This is a genomic window from Ensifer sp. 38_S197 (assembly GCF_056924495.1).
This window is the reverse complement of sequence record NZ_JBXOVZ010000001.1, coordinates 1,137,298-1,162,365: the sequence shown is the minus strand read 5'-3', so window position 1 is coordinate 1,162,365 and position 25,068 is coordinate 1,137,298. Positions and strand designations below refer to the sequence as shown.

The window sequence follows — 25,068 nt, the reverse complement described above, 5'->3', positions numbered from 1 at the left end:
CCCCGACACCGACATTGTTGCAATCGCCGAGCCGAACACGGGTCAGCCGTTTGCGGGAGAAGAACCATGTCTGCGATTATCGATAAAGCTGAGGCCCTCGACAACCTGCTCGCGACCGCAGTCGAGGATGATCATGAGGCCGGCACGTTCCGCTGCCGTCGCGACATCTTCACCAACGAAGACCTCTTCGAACTGGAGATGAAGCACATCTTCGAAAGCAACTGGGTCTACCTCGCCCACGAGAGCCAGATCCCCGAGAACAACGACTATTACACCACCTATATCGGCCGGCAGCCTGTCGTCGTCACCCGTGACAAGACAGGTGAGCTACATGCGGTCATCAATGCCTGTGCCCACCGCGGCGCGATGCTCTGCCGGCGCAAGCACGGCAACAAAGGCAGCTTCACCTGTCCCTTCCACGGCTGGACCTTCTCCAACACCGGCAAGCTCTTGAAGGTGAAGGACGAGAAGACGACACAATATCCGCCGCAATTCGGCAAAGACGGCTCGCACGATCTGAAGCGTGTCGCTCGTTTCGAGAGCTACCGCGGCTTCCTGTTCGGCAGCCTGAATCCGGACGTCTCGTCGCTCGAGGACTATCTCGGCGAAACCAAGGTCATCATCGACCAGATCGTCGACCAGGCCCCTGGTGGTCTCGAAGTGCTGCGCGGCAATTCCTCCTACATCTACGACGGGAACTGGAAGCTGCAGATGGAGAACGGCTGCGACGGTTATCACGTCAGCTCCGTACACTGGAACTATGCCGCCACCATGGGCCGCCGCAACGAAGAGGGCACCAAGGCGGTCGACGCCAGCAGCTGGAGCCGCTCGATCGCCGGCGTCTATGGCTTCGATAATGGCCATATCCTGCTCTGGACCAATACCATGAACCCGGAGGTTCGGCCGATCTTCCGCCATCGCGAGGAGATCAAGGCGCGCGTCGGCGAGGTCCAGGCGGATTTCATCGTCAACCAGACGCGCAACCTCTGCCTCTATCCGAATGTGTTCCTGATGGATCAGTTCAGCACGCAGATCCGCGTGACCCGCCCGATCAGTGTCGACAAGACCGAGATCAGCATCTTCTGCTTCGCGCCGAAGGGCGAAAGCGCTGCCGATCGCACGCTGCGCATCCGCCAATATGAGGATTTCTTCAACGTCTCCGGCATGGGCACCGCGGACGATCTCGAAGAGTTCCGCGCCTGCCAGCAAGGCTATGCCGGCATCACCGCGCTCTGGAACGACCTGTCGCGCGGTGCCCCGCTCTGGATCGATGGTCCGGACGAGAATGCCAGGCGCATGGGTATCGAGCCGCTGATTTCGGGCGAGCGCAGCGAGGACGAAGGCCTCTTCGTTCGCCAGCACGAGTATTGGGCGAAGGTGATGCGCGCAGCGCTCGCCTCTGAAAGGAAGGGAGCGGTCGCATGAGCATCTCCTTTGAAGCCGCCTGCGCCTTCCTCTACCGCGAAGCGCGCCTGCTCGATGACCGGCAATGGGACGAATGGCTGACCTGTTATGCGCCCGACGTCAGCTACTGGATGCCGGCCTGGGACGACGACGATCAACTGACCGAGGATCCGCAATCTCAGATTTCGCTGATCTATTATCCGAGCCGCGACGGCCTGGAAGATCGCGTCTTCCGCATCAAGACCGAACGCTCCGGTGCGTCGACGCCGGAGCCGCGCACGAGCCACAACGTCACCAATGTCGAACGGTTGGCTGATCGCGGTGAGGAGGCGGACTTCCGCTACAACTTCCACACGCTCAACCACCGCTACAAGGTCACCGACCATTTCTTCGGGACCATGTTCGTCACGCTGCGCAAGAGCAGCGCTGAGCTCATGATTTCGCGGAAGAAAATCGTGCTGAAGAACGACTACATCCGCCAGGTCATCGACGTCTACCACATCTGATGATCGTCGCCTGACAAGCCAGGAATGGGAGGAGCAATCATGGCCAGCTACAGGATCGCTTTGAATTTCGAGGACGGCGTCACTCGCTTCGTCGAATGCAGGGACGATGAGAAGGTGCTCGACGCCGCCTTCCGCAACAAGATCAACCTGCCGATGGACTGTTCCGACGGTGTATGCGGCACCTGCAAGTGTCGCGCCGAAAGCGGCGCCTACGACCTCGGCGACGACTTTATCGACGATGCGTTGACGGCGGACGAGGCTCAGAGCGGACTGGTCCTGACCTGCCAGATGAAACCGTCGAGCGATTGCGTCATCGCGGTGCCGACGACATCGGCCGCCTGCAAGACGGGGCAGCAGACGTTCTCGGCCACCGTGGCGCGCGTCGTCCCGCACAATGATGCGGCGATCGTCCTCGAACTGGACGTGGACGCGGCGCCGGCCTTTCTGCCGGGTCAATACGTCAATATCGACGTGCCGGGCAGCGGCCAGAGCCGTTCCTATTCCTTCTCGTCAGCACCCGGTGAACAGCGCATCGGCTTCCTGATCAAGAAGATCCCGGGCGGCCTGATGAGCACCTGGCTGGACCGTGCCGAAGTCGGCGCGAAACTCAACCTGACAGGCCCACTCGGCAGCTTCTATCTGCGCGAGGTCCATCGTCCTCTCTTGCTTCTGGCTGGCGGCACCGGCCTTGCGCCGTTCCTGTCGATGCTTGAACAGCTCGCCCGCACAAACGCCGAGCAGAAGGTCCATCTGATCTACGGCGTCACCCGCGATCTGGACCTGGTGCTGGTCGATAAGATCGAGGCCTACGCCAAACAACTTCGCAACTTCACGTACGCGACCGTCGTCGCGGACGCCGCCACCAGCCATCCGCGCAAGGGGTGGGTCACAGAGCATATGCCGGAAGAGCTGCTCAACGGCGGTCATGTCGACGTCTATCTCTGCGGTCCGCCGCCGATGGTCGACGCGGTGCGCAAGCACTTCGACGAGAGTGGCATTACGCCCAACAGCCTCCACTACGAGAAGTTCACGCCGAATGTCGTGGCGAAGGAGGCAGCATGAAAACGGTCCGCTTCGCCGACCGTTTCGCCGGCAAAGTAATCGTGGTGACCGGTGCCGCCCAAGGCATCGGCCGTGCCGTGGCGCTCCGGGCCGCGGCGGAAGGCGGCAAGGTGCTGTTCGTCGACCGTGCCGATTTCGTCGCCGAAGTGGCGGCGGAGGCCGACAGTGAGCGGGCGGCCGCTTTCGAAGCCGATCTCGAAACCCATGAGGGGGCGGCAGCGGCGATGCGCTTTGCCGCCGAAAAGTTCGGCGGCATCGACGTCCTGATCAACAATGTCGGCGGTGCGATCCGTATGCGTCCCTTCGAGGAATTCGAGCCGACGCAGATCGACGCGGAGATTCGCCGCTCGCTGATGCCCACGCTTTATTGCTGCCATGCCGTGCTGCCGCATCTCTTTGCCCGTGGCGGCGGCACCATTGTCAATGTGTCCTCAAACGCGACGCGCGGCATTCATCGTGTGCCCTACTCGGCGGCGAAGGGCGGCGTCAATGCCATCACCCAGTCGCTGGCCATGGAGCTTGCGGAGCGCAACATCCGGGTCGTCGCAACAGCGCCGGGCGGGACAGAGGCGCCGCCGCGCCGCATTCCGCGCAATGCGGAGGGTGACAGCGAAGCCGAGAAGGCCTGGATGGGAGACGTCGTTGCCCAGGTAAAGAAGTCGAGCTTCATGAAGCGCTACGGCAGCATCGAGGAGCAAGCGGCGCCCATTCTGTTCCTGGCCTCGGACGAGGCCTCCTACATCACCGGCAATGTGCTGCCGGTCGCCGGCGGCGATCTCGGCTGACGGTTCCTTGTTTAAACGCGCAAACACCTGGGGAGGAGACGATGCGCACGATCGATGTGAATGAGGCAATAGACGGGAGCCCTCTCGGCGGCTTCCAGTGGATGGTGGTGGCGCTCTCGGCGCTGCTCTTGATCGTCGACGGTTACGACGTCTTCGTGGCCGGCACCGTGCTGCCGACACTGATCGCGGAATGGGGCCTGAGCAAGCCACAGGCCGGCGCGCTGCAGGCCTGGGCGCTCTTCGGCATGATGTTCGGCGCCCTGATCTTCGGCCCGCTTGCCGATCGGGTCGGCCGCAGGAAGGGGATCGCCATCAGCTTCTTGCTGTTCACGGTCTCGACCCTTTTAACCGGCTTTGCCAATTCGCCGGAGCAGTTCAAGATCTTCCGTTTCTTCGCCGGTCTCGGCTGCGGCGGGCTGATGCCGAACGCGGTGGCGCTGATGAACGAATATGCGCCGAAGCGCCTGCGCGGCACGATGGTTGCGCTGATGTTCTCCGGCTATTCGGTCGGCGGTATGGTGGCCGCCGGTCTCGGTATCGGCATGATACCGTCCTATGGCTGGAAGCCAATGTTCTTCATCGCCGCAGTTCCGCTGCTGATGCTGCCGGCGATCTTGTGGAAGCTGCCGGAGTCGCTCGGGTTCCTCATCCGCCAGGGCAAGCAGGAAGAGGCGAAGCGGATCTATGCCAAAATCGCTCCCGCTTCACGGCTGGCTGCTGCCGACAGGCTGGTCTTTTCGGAAACGAAGGGCGCTTCGGCATCGGTTCTGGAACTCTTCCGCCACCAGCGGACACTACGAACCCTCATGCTCTGGATCGCGTTTTTCTGCTGCCTGCTGCTCGTCTACCTGCTCTCCTCCTGGCTGCCGAAGGTGCTGCAGGAAGCCGGCTACGCCGAGAAGGCGAGCTTGCTCAGCCTGTTCTCGCTCAATTTCGGCGGCATGGCGGGCGCCATTGCCGGCGGCTGGCTCGGCGACCGCTTCGGCCTGCCGAAAGTGGTGGTCGGCTTCTTCGTCGCGGCAGCGCTGTCGATCGCGCTAATCGGCTTCAACCCGCCGGCGGTGTTCCTGTTCCTGATGGTGTTCGTCGCCGGCGCCACCACGATCGGCACGCAGATCCTGCTCTATGCCAGCGTGGCGCAGCTCTACAATCTCTCAGTTCGCTCGACGGGGCTGGGCTGGGCCTCCGGCGTCGGTCGTATCGGCGCGATCGTTGGGCCGACGCTCGGCGGCGTACTGCTGGCGCAGGAGTTTCCGCTGCAGCAGAACTTCCTGATTTTTGCCGTCCCGGCGGCGATCTCGGCGCTCGCCATGCTGGTGTTTGCGATCAGCAATGCCCGTAGCGTGGAGGTCGGCCAACTGGCGACCGCATAGATGGCAATGGTAGCCGGATTACGAAGAGTTCGGCCGCCACCCCTTGAGTGCGTTCTGTCGCTATCTACGTATGCAGCGCACAAGACACCTGAGCCGTGGTGTCGCCAGCAACATCGAAGCCGCCATCGCCGGCGGCTTTCCCGATCGGAGTTCCTGTCTCATGGCCTATCTTCGAGTTACCCAGCCATCGCCTTCATTACCGCATCGACGGTGATCAGAATGGCAGCGCGCCATGGCTGCTCTTCTGCAACTCGCTCGGCACCGACCTTTCGATGTGGGACGCCCAGATCGAGGCGCTTTCGCCGCATTTCCGTGTGCTGCGTTATGATCGTCGGGGCCATGGTCGTTCCTCCGCACCGCCGCCACCCTATACGCTCGCCGATCTCGGCCATGACGTGCTGTCCCTTCTGGACGCCTTGGAGATCGAAAAGGCGCATTTCTGTGGCCTGTCGATCGGCGGGCTGACAGGACAATGGCTCGGCGTGCACGCGGGTAAGCGGCTCGACAAAATCGTACTCTGTGCGACAGCGGCCCGCATCGGCACGCCCGAGGGCTGGGCCGCGCGCATCGACGCCGTCAGGGCGAGCGGCCTTGAGGGCTTGACCGCCGCTACGGCCGAGCGCTGGTTCAGTCCGGCATACGCAGCCAGCCATGGTGATGCCGTCGATCGCGTCATTGAGAGCTTCGGCGCCACCTCGGCCGATGGTTACATCGGCGGCTGCACCGCGCTGGCGGCTGCGGATTTGCAGGAAGAAATCGCAAAGATCGCCAATCCCTTGCTGGCGATTTCCGGCGAGGGGGATCCGGTATGCCCACCGGCGGACCTCAAAAATATCGTCACGCGCGTGCAGCGCGGCCGGCACCTGTCGCTGCCGGGCCGCCATATCGTCAACGTCGAGTCCGCGGCCAGGTTCAACGCGGCGCTGCTCGAATTCCTTCATGCCTGAAGGCGCCTTCGCATGGCGCCGCGCCGATCTACTTGACGGGAACAAGAAGCGGCGCGTCCTTGCTGACGATGTAGGTCGCGAGTTCAGACGCCTTGGTGGTGCCAACGTTCTTCGCCACATGGGCAACGCCAGCTGGAATGAACAGCGCCTGTCCCGCCTGAAGCGTCACCGGCGCACGGCCGTCGAGCTGGTATTCCAGCGAACCTTCGAGCACATAGGCGATCTCTTCGCCCGGATGCGAATGTTTGATCGAGGTCGTGCCCGGTTCGATGTCGACGCGGACCTGCACGGCTTCGTGCCCGGGCACGCTGAGCTCGTTCTTGATCAGGTCCGTGCGCTGAATGCCCTGCATCTGCTGGGCCTGTGCTAGGTGAAGTGTCGTCACGCTGCCGGCGATCAGTAATGCGGCGGCGAAGATGCGGGTGGTTTTCATAAGATCCTCCGAGAGTTGGTCGCCTGTGTGTCGTTGAAAGCACGCTCATTTCAGCGGAGGCGTGTATTGGCGGTGTGTCGGCCGGGCGGCGCTTTTGTAAGCCTTTGTATTCTGCGGCATCGGGTTCGGAAGAGGGCGGCGGAAGGCGGAGCTGCCTGTCCGGGCGGTGATGCGTATCGCTGCTCGCGTTGCGATTTCACCAGCCGCTAATCGCCGAGGCTCTGCTGCAATGCCTCGCTGGCGAGCTTGATGATATCGGCGTGGACGAAGTCCAATTTCAATCGCGAGTTCCGCCGGGTGACGGCTCTCAGTCCCGCGGCCTGGCGGGAGCAGAGCCGGATTGAAAAGATGGCCGGCTAAATGCCGGCTGGAAATTGCCCGGCCGCGAGGCGGCCGGGCAGTCGGGATCGCGGCTCGCCGCTATTGCCGATCCGCAGCATTGCTGCCGACGGTGATCGAGAGAGCCTTGGTCTTGCCGGTGCGCCAGACGCTCAGGCTCTTCGGCGTGCCGGGCGCGAGGTCGGCAACCATGCGCGAGAGATCGCGCGGTGATTTGACCGGGTTACCGCCGAAGGCGGTGATGACATCGCCGGCCTTGAGGCCCGCCTTGGCAGCTGGCGTTCCGCCGTTGACGCCGGCGACAAGCGCGCCTTCAGCCTGGGGGAAGCCGATCGCATCGGCGATGTCAGCGGTCACCGGTTGAATTTCGACGCCGATGAAGCCGTGCTGGATCGAGCCGTCCTTCATCAGTTCGGCGACCACCTTCTGGGCCTGATCGGAGGGAATGGCGAAGCCGACGCCGACGCTGCCGCCGTTGGGCGAGTAGATGGCGGTGTTGATGCCGACCACGCGGCCTTCGGCATCGACCAGCGGTCCGCCGGAATTGCCACGATTGATCGGCGCGTCGATCTGGATGAAGTCGTCATAGGGACCGCTGTTGAGATCGCGGCCACGCGCCGAAACGATGCCGGCCGTCACGGTCGTGCCGATACCGAACGGGTTGCCGATCGCCAGCACCTGGTCGCCGACCCTGAGAGTGTCGGAATCACCCCAGGCGACGGTGGCAAGCGGTTTCGTGGGCTTGACCTTCAGCACAGCGAGATCGTTCTTTGGATCGGCGCCGACAAGCTTGGCGGGCACTTGCGTGCCGTCGTCGAGGGTCACCGTGATGCTCGACGCCTTGTCGATGACATGGTTGTTGGTGACGATGTAGCCATCGGACGTTACGACGAAACCAGAGCCGAGCGCTTCGGCCCGTTGAGTCGGGCGCCGCTCAGGCGCCTGGTCCGGCAGCGGAATGCCCTGGTCGCGGAAGAATTGGCGAAACTGCTCGTCGAAGGGCGAGTCTCCGCTGAGTTGTGACGTTTCGTCGTTGTCGGCCTTGATCACGGTCGTGATGGTGACGACCGCCGGCTTGTCCGCCGAAACGATCGGGGCGAAGGAGCCGGCGGATGTGGCCGGAACGGCAACCGCAGCGCCGGGCGCGGCGGCCGCAGCCACGTCACGACCAACGAAACTTGCCACGGACAAGGGCGCGATGATGACGGCTGCGCCGAGGAGGGCGGCAGCACGATATCTCTTCAGACTGTTTGACATGATCTTTTCCTTTCGCTGCCAAAGCCGAGCGATCCCCGCCGAGTGCCCGTCATGGGCGCTGAACACGGCTCATTGCTTCGATCGGCTTCGTGCAAGACTTGTGTTGATTGCCGAGGGACCGGGCTCGATGAGCGAACCCGGCGCCGTCAATACGCTCACCCGCAAGCCGGGTGAGACGGTCGGCCGATCAGGCCATTCGGGCAATGTCGCGGTCGAGGTGCCGAACTTCCTTCTGCAACCGCGCATAGGATTGCGTCGGCAGCATGCCGTGATGGGCGGCGGCGGCCCTGACCGCCTGGGCGCGGACTGCGCCGTCTTCCCGCTCGAGCTTCCTGTAATTTGCCGCGGTCAGCTTGCCCTGTTCGCGATCGGCATGGATTCTATGATTGTCGACCCGGAGTTCGTGCAGAACGCGGTCGAGCCGCGACGACGCCATGTGAGTGGGTGCGCGGTAGGCAGGCATGGCCGGGGCCGTCATGTCGTCCTGGGTGAAAATGCCCTGGTAATAATCACCGGTATAGGCGCCCTTGTCATTGTCGCGACCGAAGTCGTGGTGATCGGCCGCAAAGGCACCACCGGCGAAAACGACGAGGGCAAGAGTTGCAATGGCAGTGGTCTTGAGGGGCGAGCGCATATCTGCTTCTCCTTCAACTCGGGAAGCGGGAGGAGCTTCCCTGCGAGGCCGTCTCCTATTGTCGCGTCGCGGCCAAAGCGGTCGCCGGCAATATTCAGCCTCGGCTCGAAGGTAATGCTGCCGTGGGTCGTCGTCACGTTAATATCGTGTAATATTACCTCGAAGTTTATCTGAGGTTGGCGTCCATTAAATTTGTGTAATGAAAGTCGATTTGCGCGTGTATTGCGGATTTCTTTGTGCGAATGGCGTGCGGCTTACTGGAGGTTCAGCTTGTATGCTTGCGCTGCATGGCGGCTTACGAGCCGGCGTAGTGCGCGCGGGGACGGATCAATTCACCGCTTTCCACTTGCTCCATCGCGTGGGCGAGCCAGCCGACGGTGCGCGCAAGCGCGAAAATGACGAGGGGCGCGTCTGGCGGAAGGTCGTATGTCGCCGCCAGCGCGGCCAGCGAAAAGTCGAGATTGGCGGGCTCTCCGAGCAGTTCTTCACCGGCTTCGGCCAACGCGGTATAGAGCGCCGGCACATCGAAGCTCGCCATGATCGCCTTGGCGCGCGGATCGCCATCGGGATAAAGGCGATGGCCAAAGGCCCTGACCACGCCCTCCGAGGAGAGCATTCCCCGGATCGCCTCGCGGACGCCGCTCGTCGCCGCCTGTTCGGCCAGGCGCGTGACGCTGAGCCACGCACCGCCATGTCTCGGCCCGGTCAGCGTGGCAAGCCCCGAGAGGGTGGCGGCGGAAAGCGCAGCACCCGAGGAGGCCGTGACCCTGGCCGCGAAGGCCGAAACATTGAGTTCGTGCTCAGCGGTCAGCACCAGGCATTTGCGGATCGGTTCCGCCGCCTCCGGCCGCCCCCAGCCCAGTGCCAGCCGCTGGTGCAGCGGCATTGGTTCTCGTGACGGCGCCAGCCCCGCCGCGGCGGTAGCAAGCACCTCGGCGGCTTCGGCCTTGAGTATCGCCGGCCGTCTCCCGAGTGCCGGTAGGTCGCTCTCGATCCGTGCAGCCAGGCGTCCGAATGTTGCGGTCAGGCGCGATTGACTGCCACCATGGTCATCGGCGGGAACGGTCACTGCCTCGAATGATTGCCAAAGCAGTGTGGCAATCTCCTCCAATGTCGCGTCGCCGGAGAGTTCGACCGCATCGCGGCCGCGATAGAATAACCGTCCGCCAGCGATACTGGAGATCGTTGTCTGCAGAACCGGTTCGCCCCAGCGGATCGCTTCGGCGGCAACGACCGCCGCCTGCCGCCGCCCGGCATGGCGTTCGGCCAACCGGTGCACGTCGTCTGCCTGGTAGAGGCTGCGGCGCGGATCAGTCGGGTCGGGCTTGGCGCGAATGCGCCCGCGACTGACATTGGCATAGAGCGTCTGCCGCTTGCTGCCGAGCCGGGCGAGCGCCTCTTCGGCGGTGATCCAGAGTGTCTTCATATTGATCAATTGCATCAAGATTGACGTCAATAGGTCTAGGTCGGATCATCCTTCGCGTAAAGGAGAAACTGATGATGAAGAACGGACTTGAAGACGTCGTCGCCGCCGAGACGCAGCTTTCCCATGTCAACGGTGAGGCCGGCGAATTGATCATTCGTGGCGTATCGCTCGATCACTTGGTCGGTTACGCCAGCTATGAAGATGTCGTGGCCCTGCTAGTCGACGGGTTGGTGGGGAATGCTCCAGATCGCACCGAGCTTGCCCGGGGCCTCGGACAGAAGCGTGCAGAGGTGTTCGCCCATGTCGGCGCGATCGACGACGCGCTACTGGAACTGCCGCCAGTCGACATCATGCGCGCGCTGATCGCCCGGCTTCCGGATGGTGATGATCTCGATACGGCGCTGCGCTTGCTTGCCGCCCCGGCCGTTTTCCTGACGGCTGTGCTGCGCCTGAAAAGGGGTGAAAGCCCGGTTGCGCCGAGGCCGTCGCTGTCGCACTCCGCCGATATCCTGGCGATGCTCGGCGCAAAGGTGCCGATGAGGCAAGAAGTGGCGGCGCTCGATGCCTATCTGGTGACGATTTCGGACCACGGCCTCAACGCCTCCACCTTCGCCTCACGTGTGGTCGCGTCCACGAAAGCCGGCCTCACATCTTCGGTGCTCGCTGCAATCAGCGCTCTCAAGGGGCCGCTTCACGGCGGCGCGCCGGGTCCGGTGCTGGACATGCTCGATGCGATCGGAACACCGGAGAATGCGGAAATCTGGCTCACCCGAGCACTCGACCGCGGCGAGCGGCTGATGGGCTTTGGCCATCGCGTCTATCGTGTCCGCGACCCCCGTGCCGACGCGTTGAAAGGCGCATTGAGACAACTGATCGCCGCCGACCCAGCGAACCGTAATCGTATTCAGCTGGCCGAAGCGGTCGAACGGTCGGCGCTCGCGATCTTGAAGGTGCGCAAGCCCGACCGTCCACTCGACGTCAATGTGGAGTTCTATACCGCGCTTCTGCTCGATGCGCTGAATTTCCCGCGCGAGGCCTTTACCGGCGTTTTTGCGATCGGCCGCACTGTCGGCTGGGTCGCCCACGCGCGCGAGCAGGCGCTCGAAGGCCGGCTTATCCGGCCGCGCTCCATCTATGTCGGGCCTCTGCCGCAACAGGCGGCCTGAGCGCGGGCGTGCTCTACGGTGAGACGGAGACCATCAGCGTATTTCGCAGGTGTCGTTGAAAGAACACCTTCAGGTCACGGAAATCGTCGAAACCGAGGACGGTCGCAAAACGGGCGACCGTCGTCGGCGAGACGGCGCAGGCAAGCGCGATCGAGCGGGCGCTGCCGAAAGCGACGAGGTCCGGCTTCGCCAGCGCGACCAGGGCGACCTGTTCGAGCTGCGGCGGAAGTCTGAGCGCTCGGGACGCAAACATCCCCTTCAATTCCCTCATGTCGCCGGGGCGCCTTTGCGCCGCGTTCGTTTCGACGACCGCATTCTCATGGCTTGTCGACATGGTGGTGCTCTCCATCGCAATCCTCCTCACCGCGCCTGCGTAGGCAGGGCGAGTGCATCCTCTCGAAGGCGGCCGGACTATTTCCCCACCGTCCTGATCGCTTCCACGATTTTTCACTTTACTGTACCGTCCGGACGGTATAGTAAGCATTTATCGCTGATCGCAACAAAACGTTTTCTGGGGAGGAGACGAGAATGCGTTGGATGAAGTGCTTCAAGGCGGCCGCCATGGCCGGTGTCGCTTTTGCCGCCATGCCGGCGGCTGCAGCCGAAGTCTCGATTTTCTGCAGCTCGGCCGGCGCCGAGCTCGAGCTTTGCCAGTCGGCCTCCGAGGCCTGGGCCAAGGAAACCGGCAACACCGTCAAGATCAACAAGATGCCAGCCAACTGGGGCGAGGCGCTGCCGCTCTACCAACAGCTGCTCGCCGGCAAGTCCGGTGATGTCGACGTCCTGACCCTCGACAACATCTGGGTCGGAACGCTGGCGCCGCATCTAGTCGACCTGCGTGAAAAGGTTCCGGCCAACGAAATCTCCGCCCATTTCGAATCCTCGCTCGCCGACGCCACCATCGGCGGCAAGCTTCTGGCAATGCCCTGGTTCGTCGATGCCGGCTTGATGTTCTACCGCAAGGATCTGCTCGAGAAATACGGCAAGGGCGAACCGAAGACCTGGCAGGAGCTCACCGAAACGGCGAAGTTCATCCAGGACAAGGAACGCGCCGGCGGCAGCCCCGACATGTGGGGTTATGTCTGGCAGGGTCGCGCCTATGAGGGGCTTACCTGCGACGCGCTCGAGTGGGTCGCTTCCTTCGGCGGCGGCAATTTCATCTCGCCGGATGGTACCATCACCGCGAACAATCCCGAGGCCGTCAAGGCGCTCGATCTCGCCCGTTCCTGGATCGGCAACATCAGCCCCGAGGGCGTGCTGAACTACGACGAAGAAGGTTCGCGCGGCGTGTTTGAGGCCGGCAATTCCGTTTTCCACCGCAACTGGAGCTATGTCTGGGGCACGACTCAGGCCGAGGATTCCTCGCTGCGTGGCAAGATCGGCGTCATGGCGCTGCCGGTCGGGGCGGAAGGCCAGAAATCGAGTGGCTGCTACGGCGCCGGCCTGCTCGGCGTTTCCAAATATGCCGACGATGTCGATGCGGCTGTCAGCCTGGTGCGCTATCTGACTGGCGCCAAGGAGCAGAAGCGCCGCGCGCTGCAGGCCTATAGCCCGACCTTGAAGGCGCTTTACGAGGACAACGACATCCTCGCCGCCAATCCGTCGCTCGCCTTCGCCGAGAAGGCCTATGCCGAAAGCGCGTCGCGGCCGTCACAGGTGACCGGTGCCTCCTATAATCGCGTCTCGCAGCGGATATTCAACGGCGTTCACAATGTGCTGAGCGGCAAGGAGAGTGCTGCGGACGCGCTCGCCAAGGTCAGCAGCGATCTGGAGCGGCTGAAGGCGCGGGGCTGGTAAGTCCGCCTCGACGACACGGGGGTCCGGCGTGACGGATCCCGCCACAACAGGATCTGAGGAAACCGACGTGAATATTGCGATCGCACCGTGCTGCTGGGGCATCTATTGGCCCCAGGGGAATGCTCTCGGCTGGACCGACTATCTCGACCGCACCCATGCGGCTGGCTACCGGCACACCGAGCTCGGCCCCTATGGCTACTTTTCCACGGACGCCAAGGTGCTTTCGTCCGAGTTGGCAAGCCGCGATCTCAAGGTCGTCGCGGCGGCCCATGTCCATACCCTTGCCGATGCATCCACCTGGCCGGTGCTTGAGGAAAAGACGCAGGCCGTCTGCAAGCTGCTTTCGCAAATCGGCGGCACGCATTTCATCCTGATGGACGAGTCGGAGTTCTACCCAAAGGACCGCATGGGCGTCGTCGATGGGGCCGGCTGGTGCGCGATGATCGACCAGACGAACCGGGCGGCGGCGATTGCCCGCAGCTATGGGTTGCAGTTCAGCTTCCACCCGCATGTCGGCACCTGCGTCGAGCTTGAGGACCAGATCGAGCGGCTACTAGCCGACACCGATCCCGATCTCGTCGGGCTTTGCCTCGATACCGGCCACCATGCCTATTGGAAAACCGACCCGATCGCCTTCTATCGACGCCACCACGGCCGCATCAATTCGGTTCATCTGAAGAATGTCGATGGTGCCTTTCGCGAGCGGGTGCTTTCCGAAGGCATCCACTCGGACCGCGCCTTCGAAGAGGGCATCATGACCGATCTCGATCGCGGCGTCGTCGATATCGCCGCCTTCGTGTCGGTGCTGCGCGAGACCGGTTACGATGGCCCGCTGGTGGTCGAGCAGGATCTGGCGCTGAACCATCCCGATACGCCGGAAACGATCGCCCGTCGCAACTATGACTTCGTCTCGACGCTCCTTGCGAACGGGGCCGGCGCATGAAGATCGAAATCCACGATACGCCCGTCGCCATCGGCGATCGCCTTGCGGCGCGGATTATTGCCGGAATTCGCGAAGCGACTGCCGCAAGCCGCAACTACGTTCTCGGCTGCCCGGGCGGCCGCAGTCCGTTGCCGGTCTATGAGGCGCTCGGACGCCGTCTTGCCGGCGAGCCCATCGATTGCTCGCGGCTGATCATCGTCATGATGGACGAATATCTCCGTCCCGCGGAAGGTGGCGGTTTTGCCCCGCCGCCGTCTGAGGCGCATTATTCCTGCCGTGGCTTCGGTAAACGGGAGATCGTCGGCCGCATCAATGCGGCGCTGCCGGACAACTTCCGCATTCCGTCCGAAAACTTCTGGATGCCGGATATCGCGGCACCTGGCGGCTACGATGAGCGCATCGCTGCCGCCGGCGGTATCGATCTCTTCCTGCTTGCTTCCGGCGCCGGTGACGGCCACATCGCCTTCAACCCGCCGGGCTCTGCCCGCGACAGCCGCACGCGCATCGTTGCCCTTGCCGAACAGACGCGGCGCGACAATCTCGCGACCTTTCCGGATTTCGCCGGCATCGACGACGTGCCCTCGCATGGAGTGACGATCGGCATCGGCTCGATCGCCGAACAGTCGAAGGCGGTGGCGATGATCGTCTGGGGCGAAGGCAAGAATCACGCCTTCTATCGCCTGACCGGTACGCGCGTCTATGATCCGACCTGGCCGGCCACCATCGTCGTCGAATGCCAGGGTGCAGAACTCCATGCCGATGCGGACGCTGCCGGCGAATGGGGAGCGCGGTGATGGGCCAGCATGCCATCGGCATCGATGTCGGGGGAACGAAGACCAAGGCCTGCCTTGTACGTCTTGCCGACGGCGCCGTGATCGCCGAACGCACCGAGCCGAGCCATTGCCAGGGGGGCGGTGCCGCCGTGCTCGAACTGGTGGTGTCGCTTGCGGAAACCATTCGCCGCGAAGGCGAAGCGCTTGGTGTCGAGACGACAGGGCTCGGCGTTTGCCTGCCGGAGCTGGTGACAGGTAACGGCGAGCCGGCCTCCGCCTGGAATTTCGATTGGCGCGGCCTCGACTACCATGGCCGTCTCGGCGGCTACGGGGCGCTGCATGTCGACAGCGACGTGCGCGCCGCCGCCTTCGCCGAAGGCTGGATTGGCGCAGGTCGCGGTATCGATCCCTTCGTCTACGTGACTATCTCCACCGGGCTTTCGCATTCGTTGGTCATCGGCGGGGCGCCGTATGCGGGGGCGCGTGGCTTCGCGATCCATTTCTCCGGCAGCGATCTCGTCGCTTTCTCGGGCGAAAGGCGGGACCAGGCGGTTCGCCACAACCTCGAGCTTTTTGCGAGCGGGAAGGCCTTGGGCGAGCGTTACGGCCGGTTGATTGGCCGACCGGACGCAAGCGCGCTGCAACTCTTCGAAGCCGAAGCTGACGACCCGCGGGCAGCACGGATGGTGGCCGACGGTCTTCTGTCGCTCGCCTCCTATCTCGGCCAGCTGGTGAACACGCTGGATCCGGCCGTGCTCATTCTCGGCGGCGGCATCGGCGGCGACCCGTCGGTCAATGCGCGGCTCGCCGCGCTGACGCGGCCGTTCATCTGGGCCGACGGTGCGCGCGACATGCCGATCGTTCCAAGCCTCCTCGGTGATGCGGCCTGCGCCATCGGCGTTGCCGCGCTTGCAAACAGGACTGCCAACCAGACGGTGCGCCAATGAGTGGAATTGCCCTTACCAATGTCGTCAAGCGCTTCGGTGCGCTGACCGTGATCGACAAGGTCAACCTTTCGGTTGGAGAAGGCGAATTCGTCGTCTTCGTCGGCCCCTCAGGCTGCGGGAAGTCGACGCTCTTGCGCATGATCGCAGGGCTCGAGGAAATTACTGACGGCGAGTTGCAGATCGGCGGCGCGCGCATGAACGAAACGCCGCCGGCGCGTCGTGGCATTGCCATGGTGTTCCAATCCTACGCGCTCTATCCGCACATGAGCGTCGAGCGCAATCTCGGCTTTGCGCTGGAAACGGCGCGGCTTGCCGGCGGCGAAATCAAGGAGCGCGTGGCGAAGGTCGCCCGGTTCCTGAAGATCGAACATCTGCTCGCGCGTCGTCCGGCCCAGCTCTCCGGCGGCCAGCAGCAGCGCGTCGCCATCGGCCGCGCGCTCGTGCGCTCGCAGAAGCTCTTCCTGTTCGACGAGCCGCTGTCTAACCTCGACGCCGATCTGCGCATGGAGATGCGGGTTGAAATCGCCCGCATCCACCGCGAGCTCAAAGCCACAACCGTTTATGTCACCCACGACCAACTGGAGGCCATGACGCTGGCGGATCGCATCGTCGTCCTGAAGGACGGCCGCATCTCCCAGGTGGGCACGCCGATGGAGCTTTACGAGCGCCCGGCCAACAGATTCGTCGCCAGTTTCATCGGCGCGCCGCGCATGAATTTTCTCACCGGAAAGCTTGCCAATGACGGCGGCGGAAGCCGCCTCGAAGTGCTCGACGCCCGCCATGGGCTTGAGGATCTGGGCTATGAAGGCGAGGTCAGCGTCGGCATCCGGCCGGAAGACCTAATCCTTGGCGGCGGCGACGTCCGCCTGCCGGCGACCGTGCAGCTTGTCGAGCCGCTCGGTGGCGAGGCGCTCGTCCATGCGCGGCTCGGCAACGGCCAGTCGCTGGTCGTCAAGGCGCAAGGCAAACTCGATCTCAAGCCGAATGCCGACATTACCGTCGGCTGGCTGACTTCGAAGGCGCATATCTTCGGTGCCGACGACCTGGCGCTCTCGGCCAAGGGAGCGTGAGATCATGACGTCGGCTTCACGATCGACGGGACTGCGGCAGGCGCGTGTTCGTACCGCCTGGCTGTTTCTCGCGCCAAGCCTGCTCGTCCTGACCGGCGTGGCGCTCTGGCCGCTGGGCCGCACCTTTCTCTTTTCCTTCACCGATGCCCTGCTGACAGAGCCGGACTTCTACAGCTATGTCGGCTTCGACAACTATTACGCGCTGTTCGAGGATCCGCTGTGGTGGCAGTCGGTCCGCAACACGCTCTATTTCACCGTCATTTCCGTTTCGATCGAAACGGTGCTCGGCCTGACGATCGCGCTGCTCCTCAACTCACATATTGCCGGCCGCGGCATGATGCGGGCGATCATCCTGATCCCCTGGTCGATCCCGGTCGTCGTCAGCGCGCGCATGTGGCAATGGATGCTGCATGACCAGTTCGGCATCGTGAACCATGTGCTGAAGCTTGCCGGCGTGATTGAAAGCGGCGTTGCCTGGACCGCTAACTCGGTGCTGGTGATGCCCGTGATCATCGCCGTCGATGTTTGGATCACTACGCCCTTCATGGTGCTCCTGATCCTCGCAGGCCTCACGATGCTGCCGCGCGGTATCTATGAGGCAGCTTCGATCGACGGCGTGCCGGCATGGAAACAATTCATCTCGCTGACCTTGCCGCTGCTGGCCCCCAGCATCGCCGTCGCCGTGCTCTTCCGCCTGCTCGATGCGCTACGCATGTTCGACTTGAGCTACGTGCTGTCCTCCAACAGTGACGACACCAAGACCGTCTCGATCTATGCCCGCGAGGTTCTCGTCAATTTCCAGGATATGGGTGTCGGCTCGGCGGCCAGCACGGCAGTTTTCCTGATGATCGCGCTGGTTACCGCTATCTACGTTACCGTCTTCCGTCTCAATCGCCGCCTCATGGGAGTTTGACATGGTCAGAAGCAACACCGGCAAGCACCTGCACACAATAGCAATCTACTCCCTCTTCGGCATCGTTGCGCTCTATACGTTGTTTCCCTTCTATTGGATGATCGCGTCGTCGCTGAAATCCGGGCAGGCGATCTTCGACGTAACGTTCTTCCCGGATCTGAAGTTCAACAATTACGCGGCGATCCTTTCGGACGGGGTGTTTCTGCGCTCGCTGCTGAACTCGCTGATCGTCGCCTTCTCGGTCGTGGCGCTGTCGCTGATGCTCGCGGTCGGCGCGGCCTATGCGCTCGGACGCATCGAATTCCGCGGTCGCTCGCCGATCATGCTTTTGGTGCTGGCCGTCTCGATGTTCCCGCAGATCGCGCTGCTCTCGGGCCTCTTCGAGATGATCCGCTGGCTTGGGCTCTACAACACGATTGGCTCGCTGATCTTCGCCTACATGATCTTCACGCTGCCCTTCAACATATGGGTGCTGACGACCTTTATGCGCGACCTACCGAAGCAGATCGAGGAGGCGGCGATCATGGACGGCTGCTCGCCGCTGCGTATCGTGTGCCGCATCTTCCTGCCGATGATGGGGCCGGCGCTGATCTCAACCGGACTGCTCGCCTTCATCGCCTCGTGGAACGAGTTCATGTTCGCGCTGACCTTCATTCTCACCGACGAGAACCGCACCGTGCCGGTGGCGATCGCGCTGATCTCCGGATCGAGCCGCTACGAATTCCCCTATGGTGCGATCATGGCCGCCTCGACCATCGTCACGGTGCCGCTCATCGTTCTCGCTCTCATATTCCAGAAACACATCGTCTCCGGCCTGACGGCCGGCGCGGTCAAGGGTTGATTGCCTCGGTTAGAGGCGGAAAGGGTACTCCCATGCGTGTCGTTCGCGTTGGTTTGATCGGGCTTGGCGAGGTGAGCCAGCTCATGCATCTGCCGATCCTGGCCGATCACCGCCATCTCTTCGAAATAGCCGGCGTCTATGACGTTTCGCCGAGCCTGACGGCCTATTGCTCGGCCCGTTATCCCGGCGCGAGAAAATTCGAAACTGCGGAGGACCTTGTCTCTTCGCCTGACATCGACGCGGTCTTCATCCTGACGCCGGACCAGACGCACAGTTTCTATCTTGAGATGGCGCTGAAGGCAAAGAAGCACGTCTTCCTCGAAAAGCCCGCCTGTCTCACGCTCGGCGAAATCGACGCCGTAGCGCCGCTGGCGGAGGCCGCCGACCGGCTGCTCTTCATCGCCTATATGCGCCGCTATTCGCCAAGCTTCCTGCGCGCCAAGGCGATGATGCCGGCGCAGAGCGATGTACGCTATGTCCGCGTCCGCGACATCATCTGCGAAGGCCCGTTCTTCATTCGCCAGACCCGCAACATCTTCTATCCCACGGATCTCGATCAGGCGTTCCTGGCGGAATCTCGTGCGCAGACGACGGCGCTTTTGAAGCAGGTGGTCGGCGGGGATGCGCCGGCTGACCTGATGCGTGCCTACCAGGTGCTGACCGGGTTGTCGTCGCACAGTCTGTCGGCGATGCGCGAACTGATCGGCCCGCCGAAGCGGGTCATCGCCGCGCACCACAAGGCCAATGGGGAGTCGATCGTCGCGCTCTTCGACTACGGCCACTTCACCGCGATCTACGAGGCATTGATCGACAATGTTGCCCGCTTCGACGCGCGCATCGAGGTGCTGTCCGACCGTCGCCAACTGCGCGTCAGCTACGATACGCCCTATATCCGCAATCTGCCAACTTCGCTCGAAGTGATCGATTCCACCGACACCGAGACCGAAACGCGGACCTTCGGCCCGGACTATAGCGACCCATTCGCTCTGGAGTTGCGTGCCTTCCACGACCATCTCACCAACGGCACGAAACCAAAGACGACACTTGCCGACTCGCGCGAGGACCTGGCGCTGATGACCGAGATCGTCGGTCGCCTGCGGGAGAGTTCAAGGCTATAGCAGGACGATATTTCGAACACCTGGATTGACGACATGGCAAAACGCGAAACTGCACGTGACCGCATCCTGACCGCCGCCGAAGCGATCGTCGTCGGCAAGGGCGTGTCATCTCTCACCTTCGACGAAGTGGCGGAACAGACCGGCCTCAGCAAGGGCGGAATCCTCTACCATTTCGCCAGCAAGGACGCGCTAGTGAGGGCGATGGTCGAGCGTTTCGTCTACCGTTTCGAGACTGGGCTGGCCGGTCTCGAAACCGCGGACGAGGATCCGCATGGCCGCTACACCCGCGCCTATGTGCGTGCCACTCTCGGCGAGGCCGCGAGCACCGGCGATCAGTACGACCGTCTCGGCGCCAGCATTACGGCAGCGCTTTCGAACTTTCCCGACCTTCTGGAGATCGTACGCCAGCAAAACATCCGCTGCCAGGCGGCTGTCGAAAACGACGGCCTCGATCCGGTCGAGGCGACAATCACGCGCCTGGCGGTGGAGGGCATGTGGCTGGCGGAGGTCTTCAATGTCATGCATCTCGACCCGGATATGAAGCGCGCCGTCACCGCCCGGCTCCTCGAGCGGACGCACGCGCCCGCACCGCCGAAATAGCGCGCTCCGCGCGCGGACATCCCCACATCGGCGCGCCGCTTCGCGCCCAGAACCAAGGAGTTTTCCGATGGGATACAAGCCGTCGCCCCGTCCCGTTTTCGATCGTCCTACGCCCATCCCCTATGCGAACGTCACGCGGCATCTCTGGGGCGAGGAAAATGCCGGTCTCGTCGACGACTGGATCTATGCCTCGACGGAAAGCATCCACCAGATCGTCTTCGGCATGCAGCCGGGTGGCTGCTTCAAGCACACGGAAGCTTTCCGTACAATCTTCGGGGCGGACGAGGTTCTCTACGTGCTGAGCGGCACACTTGGCCTTGCCAATCCGGAGACTGGCGAATTCTGCGTCGCTCGTGAAGGCGAGGCGCTGTTCTTCCGCAAGGATACCTGGCACCACGGTTTCAACCTCGGTAACGAGCAGGTCCGCGTCCTCGAGTTCTTCGCACCGCCGCCGGCCAAGGGCACGTCAGGCCCCTACGCGCGCACCAAGCCCTACCTCGAGATCGATCAGTCGCGTTATGGCCAGAGCGAGTTCATCGGCCGCTGGCCGATGAAAGCGGAAGAGCAGCGCAAGGCCAGGACAATCCATCCGATGCGCGATGCCGATCTGCTCTGGAGCCTCGACCAGCAAACGCAGGGCGCCTATACCGGCCTCTATTGCGCCACCGATCAGCTGACCGTCGGCAAGACGACGCTGCTTGCCGGAAAGCGCACCGGCATCGAGAGCCACAAAGGCGACGAGTGCCTTTACATCGTTTCCGGTACGCTGAACATCCACGTGCCGCAAGCGGAAGGGCAAGTCTGGTTCGAGCTCAACCCGCGCGACGGCTTCTATATTCCGGCGGGGACCGACCACCAGTATTTCAACATGTCGGGTGAGAAGGTGGAGTTTGTCTTCGGCGTCGCGCCGGACTTCTGATAACCGGCGAAGAGGTGGCAGTATCCGCTGGGTACTGCCACGCCGAAATGCCCGGAAACCGTCAGCGACGACGTTGCTTCCGAAAATAGTAGGCGGCCGTCAGGCCGCCTTCTTGGCGTCGAACGGGATCTCGATATCGACTGCGAGCGTCGAGACCTGGGCGCCGCGCTCCATCGTCACGCGGACCTTTTCATCGTCGATCTGCATGTGCTTGGAGATCGCCTGGAGGATTTCGTCGCGCAGCTTGGTGACGAGATCGGAATCGCCGGCGGATGCGCGCTCGTGGGCCAGCAGCACCTGCAGCCGTTCGCGGGCGGCCGGAGCTGACTGGGAGCGGGAGAAGAAACGGAACGGGTTCATGCCGCCTTCCTTCCGAAGATTTTGCCAAGGAAGCTGCGCTTTTCACCGGGAATGGTAATCGGCAGGGCTTCGCCCTTGAGCCGGCGTGCAGCGTCGAAATAGGCGAGCGCCGGGGCTGAACGGTTGTCTGCGAGCGTGACCGGCGAGCCGACGTTGGAGGCGCGCAGCACGTCAGCGCTTTCCGGGATGATGCCCATCAGCGGGATCGACAGGATCTCCAAGACGTCGTCGACCTTCAACATGTCGCCACGCTCGGCGCGAAGGGGGTCGTAGCGGGTGAGCAGCAGATGCTTTTCCATGCGCTCGCCGTTCTCGGCCTTGAGCGTCTTGGAATCGAGCAGGCCGATGATGCGGTCGGAGTCGCGCACCGACGAGACTTCCGGGTTGGTTACGACGATGGCGATATCCGCATGGCGCATGGCCAGCGTCGCGCCACGCTCGATGCCGGCGGGGCTGTCGCAGATAACCCAGTCGAAGGCGTTCTGAAGGGCGGCAATGACCTTCTCGACACCTTCCGGCGTCAGATTGTCCTTGTCGCGGGTCTGGGAGGCTGGCAGCAGGTAGAGCGTCTCCAGGCGCTTGTCGCGGATCAGTGCCTGCGACAGCTTGGCCTCGCCTTGGATCACGTTGACCAGGTCATAGACGACGCGCCGTTCCGCGCCCATGACTAGGTCGAGATTGCGAAGACCGACGTCAAAGTCCACGACGACGACCTTCTCGCCATTCTGCGCGAGGGCGGCGCCCAATGCGGCGCTGGACGTCGTCTTGCCGACGCCGCCTTTGCCCGAAGTAACCACGACTACCTTGCCCATTCGTCTCTCCAAGTATCTAGAATTCGCCTTCGCCTGCGTCCTGATGATTTCGGCCGGATTGACCCAAATCATCAGCGGGATGCGGGCGGCTGCCGCCCGCACTCGTCCTCGTCTCGCCCTAGCCGAGAGTTCCCGCCTTGAGCGCTTCGCCGTCGAGCCAGATCTGCACGGCCTTGCCGCGCAGGTTTGGCTCCATCTCGTCGGCCGTCTTGTAGAAGCCGTCGATCGCAATCAGTTCCGCTTCGAGCTTGCGGCAGAAAATCCGCGCAGACGCATTGCCCGTGGTGCCGGCCATCGCCCGGCCGCGCAGCGCGCCGTAGATGTGGATCGAGCCGCCGGCCACGACCTCCGCGCCAGAGGCGACCGAACCGACGATCGTCACGTCGCCTTCGGGGAAGAACAGCGATTGGCCGGAGCGCACCGGCTGGGTCACGACGATCGATGGCGTTGCCTTGGCGGCAAGCGGCTCGGCCGTGATGACGGCTTGTGTTGCCGTCTCCGGGACCTCGGCCGCTCTTTCGGCCTGCTCCGCCATCTTCGCTTCGTAGTCGGCTGCCGGACGCCCGTCATTCATCGCCGGCGGCAGATCGGCGCCGAGCAAAGACTGGCGTGCGCCTTCGATGCCCATGATCCGGACGTTGCGTTTGCCCAGTTGATCGACGAGGTCGCGCAACTGTGAACGATCGATGTCGAGCCCTTCGACATCGAGCACGACCGGCCGTCGCAGGAAAAAGCCAGCGGAGCGGGAAGCCAGATCGTCGAGCCGGGTGAGCCAGTCCTCGAGAGGCAGCTCGGGGGTTAGCGCTAGAGCAAGGAAGGAGCGCCCCTTGAGGCGGATCGGCCGGGATTCAGTTAACACGTCGTTCATCTTGGTAAATTTTCCGTTGCTTCGGTGTACCGAGGAAATGGTTAACAAAAGGTTAATTCGGCAATGCGAAGGTTAATGAGGCAGGTCCCGCGACTAGCCCGTCGATATTGAAAAACAAGGGAAATCGGTCTCTTGGAAGAGGCATATCTTTTGACTGTTGGTGCCTTGGCGATGGAGGACTGATTGTCTGCCGGCCGCTGAGGGGAGCGTGAATCGTCGAGCCCCGGCGATCGCGATTCGGCCGGTTGCCGCGAAGGGAGTTGACATGGGAGTGCTAAAATAAGAACATAACGTGAACAAATGGAGGTTTCCCATGAGCCGGACAGAAACCATGACCCATACGGAAGAAGTGATCGAACGCGCCATGGCTGCCGTCGCAGCCGCCCGGAAGAAGCGGGAACGCGAAGCCGAGTGGCGCAAGCGCACCTTCGGGCGCATCGACATGACGCCGCCTCTGCCGCGGTTGAAGCGCGGCGGCGTGCAGCTTTCCCTACGGCTCGACGGTTCTGCCCGGTGATCGAAGAAACGGTTACTCATGGGATTGCGGCTCTGACGACGATGCAAGCGCGTTGGCCGGGACGCCGACTACTGTAGCCGTCCATAAGCCGCGGCTGACTGCACGATAGGGATCGGACGAAGCTTCGAGAGGACTGATTATGAGGCATCGTCGAAGCATCGATCTGATGCCGCGCGAAAATGCTGCCGACTACGGCTCGACGCTGGAACTGTTGCCGGAATGGTATGTGCTCGTGGCAAAATGCGCAAAGTGCCGGCATCAGGGGCAGGTTGATCGTCGGCTGGTTGCCAGCACATGCGGATCGGGCATCCGCCTCAATTCAATTGGTCAAACGCTCAAATGCTCGCGCTGCGGAAACAGGGAAGGAAACAAACTGCTTCTTGGCAGGTTGCCCCGCGACTAAGATGCGTCGCGATCGTTCAGGTTCGCTCCTTTTGCCCTAAGTTCCTGATATCGCGCATGTCGTAATTCCGAACTGCTTGCATTACGCGACATGCTCTGCTGGGCCGTCAGAAACGCAAGCGGCCCGGCGATTTACTCACAGCGTTCGCAACTCAATCCAGATAGAAGACTTTTGTGCGTTGGCCTTGAGGCCGTCCAGCTCGCAGCTGAAGACGGCTGCATACTGCCGAACGGAGAAGCCATCCTCCGCTCCTTCGACAACGAATGAGATCGTCGTGAACGGATATATTCCTTGTTTGCTGCGTTCGAGGTTCCACGCGGTTGCGTCGAATTCGTAGTTGTCGAGAGCCGCGCTCGGGAAGCCACCCAACGGCATGTCGAGGGCGGTTCCCATGCCTGCGAACTTCTCGAGTTCGGTTGGCGAATAGTAAGGAAAATGGTTGGCGAACGCGCTTGAGCGGATATCCATCAGCTGATCCTTGCAGGAATCGACCAGCTTCCTAAGCGTCCCCGGATCTGCGTTCAAGGCGTTTCGCCTGTCCTCGTCCTCCTTCAAGGACAGCACTTCAGCGAGGCTGAAGGTGATCTTGCCGTTGATCTCACGGCGCAAGAGGCGTCTGGCTCTGACCCGGCGCTCCAACAGATCGAGATCAATACCGAGGATTTCGGCAGCTTCCGCCGGTGTGATCTCACGGCCAGCCATCGGAGGCGGCGGGCCGTCTGTCCCGAGCAGCCGTTCTCCCTCTCCGAATTCGACCTTAAGGCGTCAGTTCGTCTTGGTAGATGAACCATCAGTTGGCGCGATACAGCGACCATGCAATGTCGCGATCGATGGGCCGTGTCGGGTTCTGTTCCA

General features: G+C 62.7%; 27 protein-coding genes and 1 pseudogene. 19 read left to right on the top strand and 9 right to left on the bottom strand.

Annotation, left to right across the window (positions count from 1 at the left end):
• The first annotated feature begins 66 nt into the window (after positions 1–66).
• From AC1Z3V_RS05265 to pcaD, 6 genes are all read left to right on the top strand, one after another.
• Entirely contained in the window at positions 67–1,425 is a 1,359-nt protein-coding gene (locus AC1Z3V_RS05265; protein WP_483497648.1) for a Rieske 2Fe-2S domain-containing protein, read from the top strand.
• Entirely contained in the window at positions 1,422–1,910 is a 489-nt protein-coding gene (gene benB, locus AC1Z3V_RS05260) for a benzoate 1,2-dioxygenase small subunit (RefSeq protein WP_483497647.1), read from the top strand. The genes AC1Z3V_RS05265 and benB overlap by 4 nt, the downstream gene beginning before the upstream one ends.
• A gap of 39 nt (positions 1,911–1,949) precedes the next feature.
• Positions 1,950–2,972, top strand: a complete 1,023-nt coding sequence (gene benC, locus AC1Z3V_RS05255; RefSeq protein WP_483497645.1) for a benzoate 1,2-dioxygenase electron transfer component BenC — start codon at positions 1,950–1,952, stop codon at positions 2,970–2,972.
• Entirely contained in the window at positions 2,969–3,757 is a 789-nt protein-coding gene (benD, locus tag AC1Z3V_RS05250; RefSeq protein ID WP_483497644.1) for a benzoate diol dehydrogenase BenD, read from the top strand. The genes benC and benD overlap by 4 nt, the downstream gene beginning before the upstream one ends.
• Positions 3,758–3,798: 41 nt before the next feature.
• On the top strand, positions 3,799–5,130 hold the full coding sequence (locus AC1Z3V_RS05245) for an MFS transporter (protein WP_483497643.1): 1,332 nt from the start codon (positions 3,799–3,801) through the stop codon (positions 5,128–5,130).
• 95 nt (positions 5,131–5,225) lie between these two features.
• Positions 5,226–6,077 (top strand): 3-oxoadipate enol-lactonase, encoded by an 852-nt coding sequence (gene pcaD, locus AC1Z3V_RS05240; RefSeq protein WP_483497642.1) that lies wholly within the window; start codon positions 5,226–5,228, stop codon positions 6,075–6,077.
• A gap of 28 nt (positions 6,078–6,105) precedes the next feature.
• Here the strand turns inward: pcaD and AC1Z3V_RS05235 are convergent, their stop codons facing one another.
• From AC1Z3V_RS05235 to AC1Z3V_RS05220, 4 genes and pseudogenes are all read right to left on the bottom strand, one after another.
• Positions 6,106–6,510, bottom strand: coding sequence for a cupin domain-containing protein (locus AC1Z3V_RS05235; protein WP_483497641.1), 405 nt, complete (start codon positions 6,508–6,510; stop codon positions 6,106–6,108).
• Positions 6,511–6,948: 438 nt separating this feature from the next.
• Positions 6,949–8,106: pseudogene (locus AC1Z3V_RS05230) on the bottom strand (Do family serine endopeptidase); the annotation flags it as partial.
• A gap of 187 nt (positions 8,107–8,293) precedes the next feature.
• Positions 8,294–8,740, bottom strand: a complete 447-nt coding sequence (locus AC1Z3V_RS05225; protein WP_483497640.1) for a hypothetical protein — start codon at positions 8,738–8,740, stop codon at positions 8,294–8,296.
• 295 nt (positions 8,741–9,035) lie between these two features.
• Positions 9,036–10,166, bottom strand: a complete 1,131-nt coding sequence (locus tag AC1Z3V_RS05220; protein WP_483497638.1) for a citrate/2-methylcitrate synthase — start codon at positions 10,164–10,166, stop codon at positions 9,036–9,038.
• Between the two features lie 74 nt (positions 10,167–10,240).
• Here AC1Z3V_RS05220 and AC1Z3V_RS05215 point away from each other — a divergent pair, with 74 nt between their 5' ends.
• A complete protein-coding gene (locus AC1Z3V_RS05215) occupies positions 10,241–11,332 on the top strand; it encodes a citrate synthase/methylcitrate synthase (RefSeq protein ID WP_483499558.1) in 1,092 nt (363 codons plus the stop codon).
• A 13-nt stretch (positions 11,333–11,345) separates the two neighbouring features.
• Here AC1Z3V_RS05215 and AC1Z3V_RS05210 read toward each other — a convergent pair whose 3' ends face one another.
• Positions 11,346–11,681, bottom strand: coding sequence for a MurR/RpiR family transcriptional regulator (locus AC1Z3V_RS05210; protein ID WP_483497637.1), 336 nt, complete (start codon positions 11,679–11,681; stop codon positions 11,346–11,348).
• A gap of 188 nt (positions 11,682–11,869) precedes the next feature.
• On the opposite strand from AC1Z3V_RS05210, the gene AC1Z3V_RS05205 reads away from it, so the two are divergent.
• The 10 genes from AC1Z3V_RS05205 (at position 11,870) to AC1Z3V_RS05160 (ending at position 21,253) form a co-directional block, all read left to right on the top strand.
• Positions 11,870–13,129, top strand: a complete 1,260-nt coding sequence (locus tag AC1Z3V_RS05205) for an ABC transporter substrate-binding protein (RefSeq protein ID WP_483499557.1) — start codon at positions 11,870–11,872, stop codon at positions 13,127–13,129.
• Between the two features lie 67 nt (positions 13,130–13,196).
• Complete coding sequence (locus tag AC1Z3V_RS05200; protein ID WP_483497636.1) at positions 13,197–14,072, top strand: sugar phosphate isomerase/epimerase family protein; 876 nt, start codon at positions 13,197–13,199, stop codon at positions 14,070–14,072.
• Positions 14,069–14,866 carry a 6-phosphogluconolactonase gene (locus tag AC1Z3V_RS05195; RefSeq protein WP_483497634.1) on the top strand — a complete coding sequence of 266 codons (798 nt, stop codon included), beginning with the start codon at positions 14,069–14,071 and terminating at the stop codon, positions 14,864–14,866. The genes AC1Z3V_RS05200 and AC1Z3V_RS05195 overlap by 4 nt, the downstream gene beginning before the upstream one ends.
• Positions 14,866–15,792, top strand: coding sequence for an ROK family protein (locus AC1Z3V_RS05190; protein ID WP_483497633.1), 927 nt, complete (start codon positions 14,866–14,868; stop codon positions 15,790–15,792). The genes AC1Z3V_RS05195 and AC1Z3V_RS05190 overlap by 1 nt, the downstream gene beginning before the upstream one ends.
• Positions 15,789–16,862: an ABC transporter ATP-binding protein gene (locus AC1Z3V_RS05185; protein WP_483497631.1), complete on the top strand. Its 1,074-nt coding sequence runs from the start codon at positions 15,789–15,791 to the stop codon at positions 16,860–16,862. The genes AC1Z3V_RS05190 and AC1Z3V_RS05185 overlap by 4 nt, the downstream gene beginning before the upstream one ends.
• Before the next feature lie 4 nt (positions 16,863–16,866).
• The gene (locus AC1Z3V_RS05180) at positions 16,867–17,775 is read left to right on the top strand and encodes a carbohydrate ABC transporter permease (protein ID WP_483497630.1); all 909 of its coding nucleotides are present in this window, start codon (positions 16,867–16,869) and stop codon (positions 17,773–17,775) included.
• Between the two features lies 1 nt (position 17,776).
• The gene (locus AC1Z3V_RS05175; RefSeq protein ID WP_483497628.1) at positions 17,777–18,616 is read left to right on the top strand and encodes a carbohydrate ABC transporter permease; all 840 of its coding nucleotides are present in this window, start codon (positions 17,777–17,779) and stop codon (positions 18,614–18,616) included.
• 32 nt (positions 18,617–18,648) lie between these two features.
• Positions 18,649–19,734: a Gfo/Idh/MocA family protein gene (locus AC1Z3V_RS05170; protein WP_483497627.1), complete on the top strand. Its 1,086-nt coding sequence runs from the start codon at positions 18,649–18,651 to the stop codon at positions 19,732–19,734.
• A 33-nt stretch (positions 19,735–19,767) separates the two neighbouring features.
• Positions 19,768–20,334, top strand: coding sequence for a TetR/AcrR family transcriptional regulator (locus tag AC1Z3V_RS05165; protein ID WP_483497625.1), 567 nt, complete (start codon positions 19,768–19,770; stop codon positions 20,332–20,334).
• Between the two features lie 67 nt (positions 20,335–20,401).
• The gene (locus AC1Z3V_RS05160; protein ID WP_483497623.1) at positions 20,402–21,253 is read left to right on the top strand and encodes a cupin domain-containing protein; all 852 of its coding nucleotides are present in this window, start codon (positions 20,402–20,404) and stop codon (positions 21,251–21,253) included.
• Positions 21,254–21,352: 99 nt separating this feature from the next.
• Here AC1Z3V_RS05160 and minE read toward each other — a convergent pair whose 3' ends face one another.
• From minE to minC, 3 genes are all read right to left on the bottom strand, one after another.
• On the bottom strand, positions 21,353–21,613 hold the full coding sequence (minE, locus tag AC1Z3V_RS05155) for a cell division topological specificity factor MinE (protein ID WP_173519484.1): 261 nt from the start codon (positions 21,611–21,613) through the stop codon (positions 21,353–21,355).
• The gene (minD, locus tag AC1Z3V_RS05150) at positions 21,610–22,425 is read right to left on the bottom strand and encodes a septum site-determining protein MinD (RefSeq protein ID WP_429814349.1); all 816 of its coding nucleotides are present in this window, start codon (positions 22,423–22,425) and stop codon (positions 21,610–21,612) included. The genes minE and minD overlap by 4 nt, the downstream gene beginning before the upstream one ends.
• 118 nt (positions 22,426–22,543) lie before the next feature.
• The gene (minC, locus tag AC1Z3V_RS05145; protein WP_483497621.1) at positions 22,544–23,293 is read right to left on the bottom strand and encodes a septum site-determining protein MinC; all 750 of its coding nucleotides are present in this window, start codon (positions 23,291–23,293) and stop codon (positions 22,544–22,546) included.
• Positions 23,294–23,624: 331 nt separating this feature from the next.
• On the opposite strand from minC, the gene AC1Z3V_RS05140 reads away from it, so the two are divergent.
• A complete protein-coding gene (locus AC1Z3V_RS05140; protein ID WP_057252114.1) occupies positions 23,625–23,810 on the top strand; it encodes a hypothetical protein in 186 nt (61 codons plus the stop codon).
• A 139-nt stretch (positions 23,811–23,949) separates the two neighbouring features.
• Positions 23,950–24,213, top strand: a complete 264-nt coding sequence (locus AC1Z3V_RS05135) for a hypothetical protein (RefSeq protein ID WP_483497619.1) — start codon at positions 23,950–23,952, stop codon at positions 24,211–24,213.
• 135 nt (positions 24,214–24,348) lie between these two features.
• Here AC1Z3V_RS05135 and AC1Z3V_RS05130 read toward each other — a convergent pair whose 3' ends face one another.
• Positions 24,349–24,915 (bottom strand): hypothetical protein, encoded by a 567-nt coding sequence (locus AC1Z3V_RS05130; protein ID WP_483497618.1) that lies wholly within the window; start codon positions 24,913–24,915, stop codon positions 24,349–24,351.
• Between the last annotated feature and the right edge of the window lie 153 nt (positions 24,916–25,068).

Bases quoted from the DNA above. Each gene is read 5' to 3' on its own strand.
- AC1Z3V_RS05195 (WP_483497634.1), top strand. From the start codon at position 14,069: ATGAAGATCGAAATCCACGATACGCCCGTCGCCATCGGCGATCGCCTT.
- benB (WP_483497647.1), top strand. From the start codon at position 1,422: ATGAGCATCTCCTTTGAAGCCGCCTGCGCCTTCCTCTACCGCGAAGCG.
- AC1Z3V_RS05210 (WP_483497637.1), bottom strand. From the start codon at position 11,681: ATGGAGAGCACCACCATGTCGACAAGCCATGAGAATGCGGTCGTCGAA.
- AC1Z3V_RS05160 (WP_483497623.1), top strand. From the start codon at position 20,402: ATGGGATACAAGCCGTCGCCCCGTCCCGTTTTCGATCGTCCTACGCCC.
- minE (WP_173519484.1), bottom strand. From the start codon at position 21,613: ATGAACCCGTTCCGTTTCTTCTCCCGCTCCCAGTCAGCTCCGGCCGCC.
- AC1Z3V_RS05185 (WP_483497631.1), top strand. From the start codon at position 15,789: ATGAGTGGAATTGCCCTTACCAATGTCGTCAAGCGCTTCGGTGCGCTG.
- minD (WP_429814349.1), bottom strand. From the start codon at position 22,425: ATGGGCAAGGTAGTCGTGGTTACTTCGGGCAAAGGCGGCGTCGGCAAG.
- AC1Z3V_RS05165 (WP_483497625.1), top strand. From the start codon at position 19,768: ATGGCAAAACGCGAAACTGCACGTGACCGCATCCTGACCGCCGCCGAA.
- AC1Z3V_RS05130 (WP_483497618.1), bottom strand. From the start codon at position 24,915: ATGGCTGGCCGTGAGATCACACCGGCGGAAGCTGCCGAAATCCTCGGT.
- AC1Z3V_RS05170 (WP_483497627.1), top strand. From the start codon at position 18,649: ATGCGTGTCGTTCGCGTTGGTTTGATCGGGCTTGGCGAGGTGAGCCAG.
- benC (WP_483497645.1), top strand. From the start codon at position 1,950: ATGGCCAGCTACAGGATCGCTTTGAATTTCGAGGACGGCGTCACTCGC.
- AC1Z3V_RS05135 (WP_483497619.1), top strand. From the start codon at position 23,950: ATGAGGCATCGTCGAAGCATCGATCTGATGCCGCGCGAAAATGCTGCC.
- AC1Z3V_RS05140 (WP_057252114.1), top strand. From the start codon at position 23,625: ATGACCCATACGGAAGAAGTGATCGAACGCGCCATGGCTGCCGTCGCA.
- AC1Z3V_RS05245 (WP_483497643.1), top strand. From the start codon at position 3,799: ATGCGCACGATCGATGTGAATGAGGCAATAGACGGGAGCCCTCTCGGC.
- AC1Z3V_RS05180 (WP_483497630.1), top strand. From the start codon at position 16,867: ATGACGTCGGCTTCACGATCGACGGGACTGCGGCAGGCGCGTGTTCGT.
- AC1Z3V_RS05190 (WP_483497633.1), top strand. From the start codon at position 14,866: ATGGGCCAGCATGCCATCGGCATCGATGTCGGGGGAACGAAGACCAAG.
- AC1Z3V_RS05265 (WP_483497648.1), top strand. From the start codon at position 67: ATGTCTGCGATTATCGATAAAGCTGAGGCCCTCGACAACCTGCTCGCG.
- AC1Z3V_RS05235 (WP_483497641.1), bottom strand. From the start codon at position 6,510: ATGAAAACCACCCGCATCTTCGCCGCCGCATTACTGATCGCCGGCAGC.
- AC1Z3V_RS05175 (WP_483497628.1), top strand. From the start codon at position 17,777: ATGGTCAGAAGCAACACCGGCAAGCACCTGCACACAATAGCAATCTAC.
- benD (WP_483497644.1), top strand. From the start codon at position 2,969: ATGAAAACGGTCCGCTTCGCCGACCGTTTCGCCGGCAAAGTAATCGTG.
- minC (WP_483497621.1), bottom strand. From the start codon at position 23,293: ATGAACGACGTGTTAACTGAATCCCGGCCGATCCGCCTCAAGGGGCGC.
- AC1Z3V_RS05225 (WP_483497640.1), bottom strand. From the start codon at position 8,740: ATGCGCTCGCCCCTCAAGACCACTGCCATTGCAACTCTTGCCCTCGTC.
- AC1Z3V_RS05205 (WP_483499557.1), top strand. From the start codon at position 11,870: ATGAAGTGCTTCAAGGCGGCCGCCATGGCCGGTGTCGCTTTTGCCGCC.
- AC1Z3V_RS05215 (WP_483499558.1), top strand. From the start codon at position 10,241: ATGAAGAACGGACTTGAAGACGTCGTCGCCGCCGAGACGCAGCTTTCC.
- AC1Z3V_RS05220 (WP_483497638.1), bottom strand. From the start codon at position 10,166: ATGAAGACACTCTGGATCACCGCCGAAGAGGCGCTCGCCCGGCTCGGC.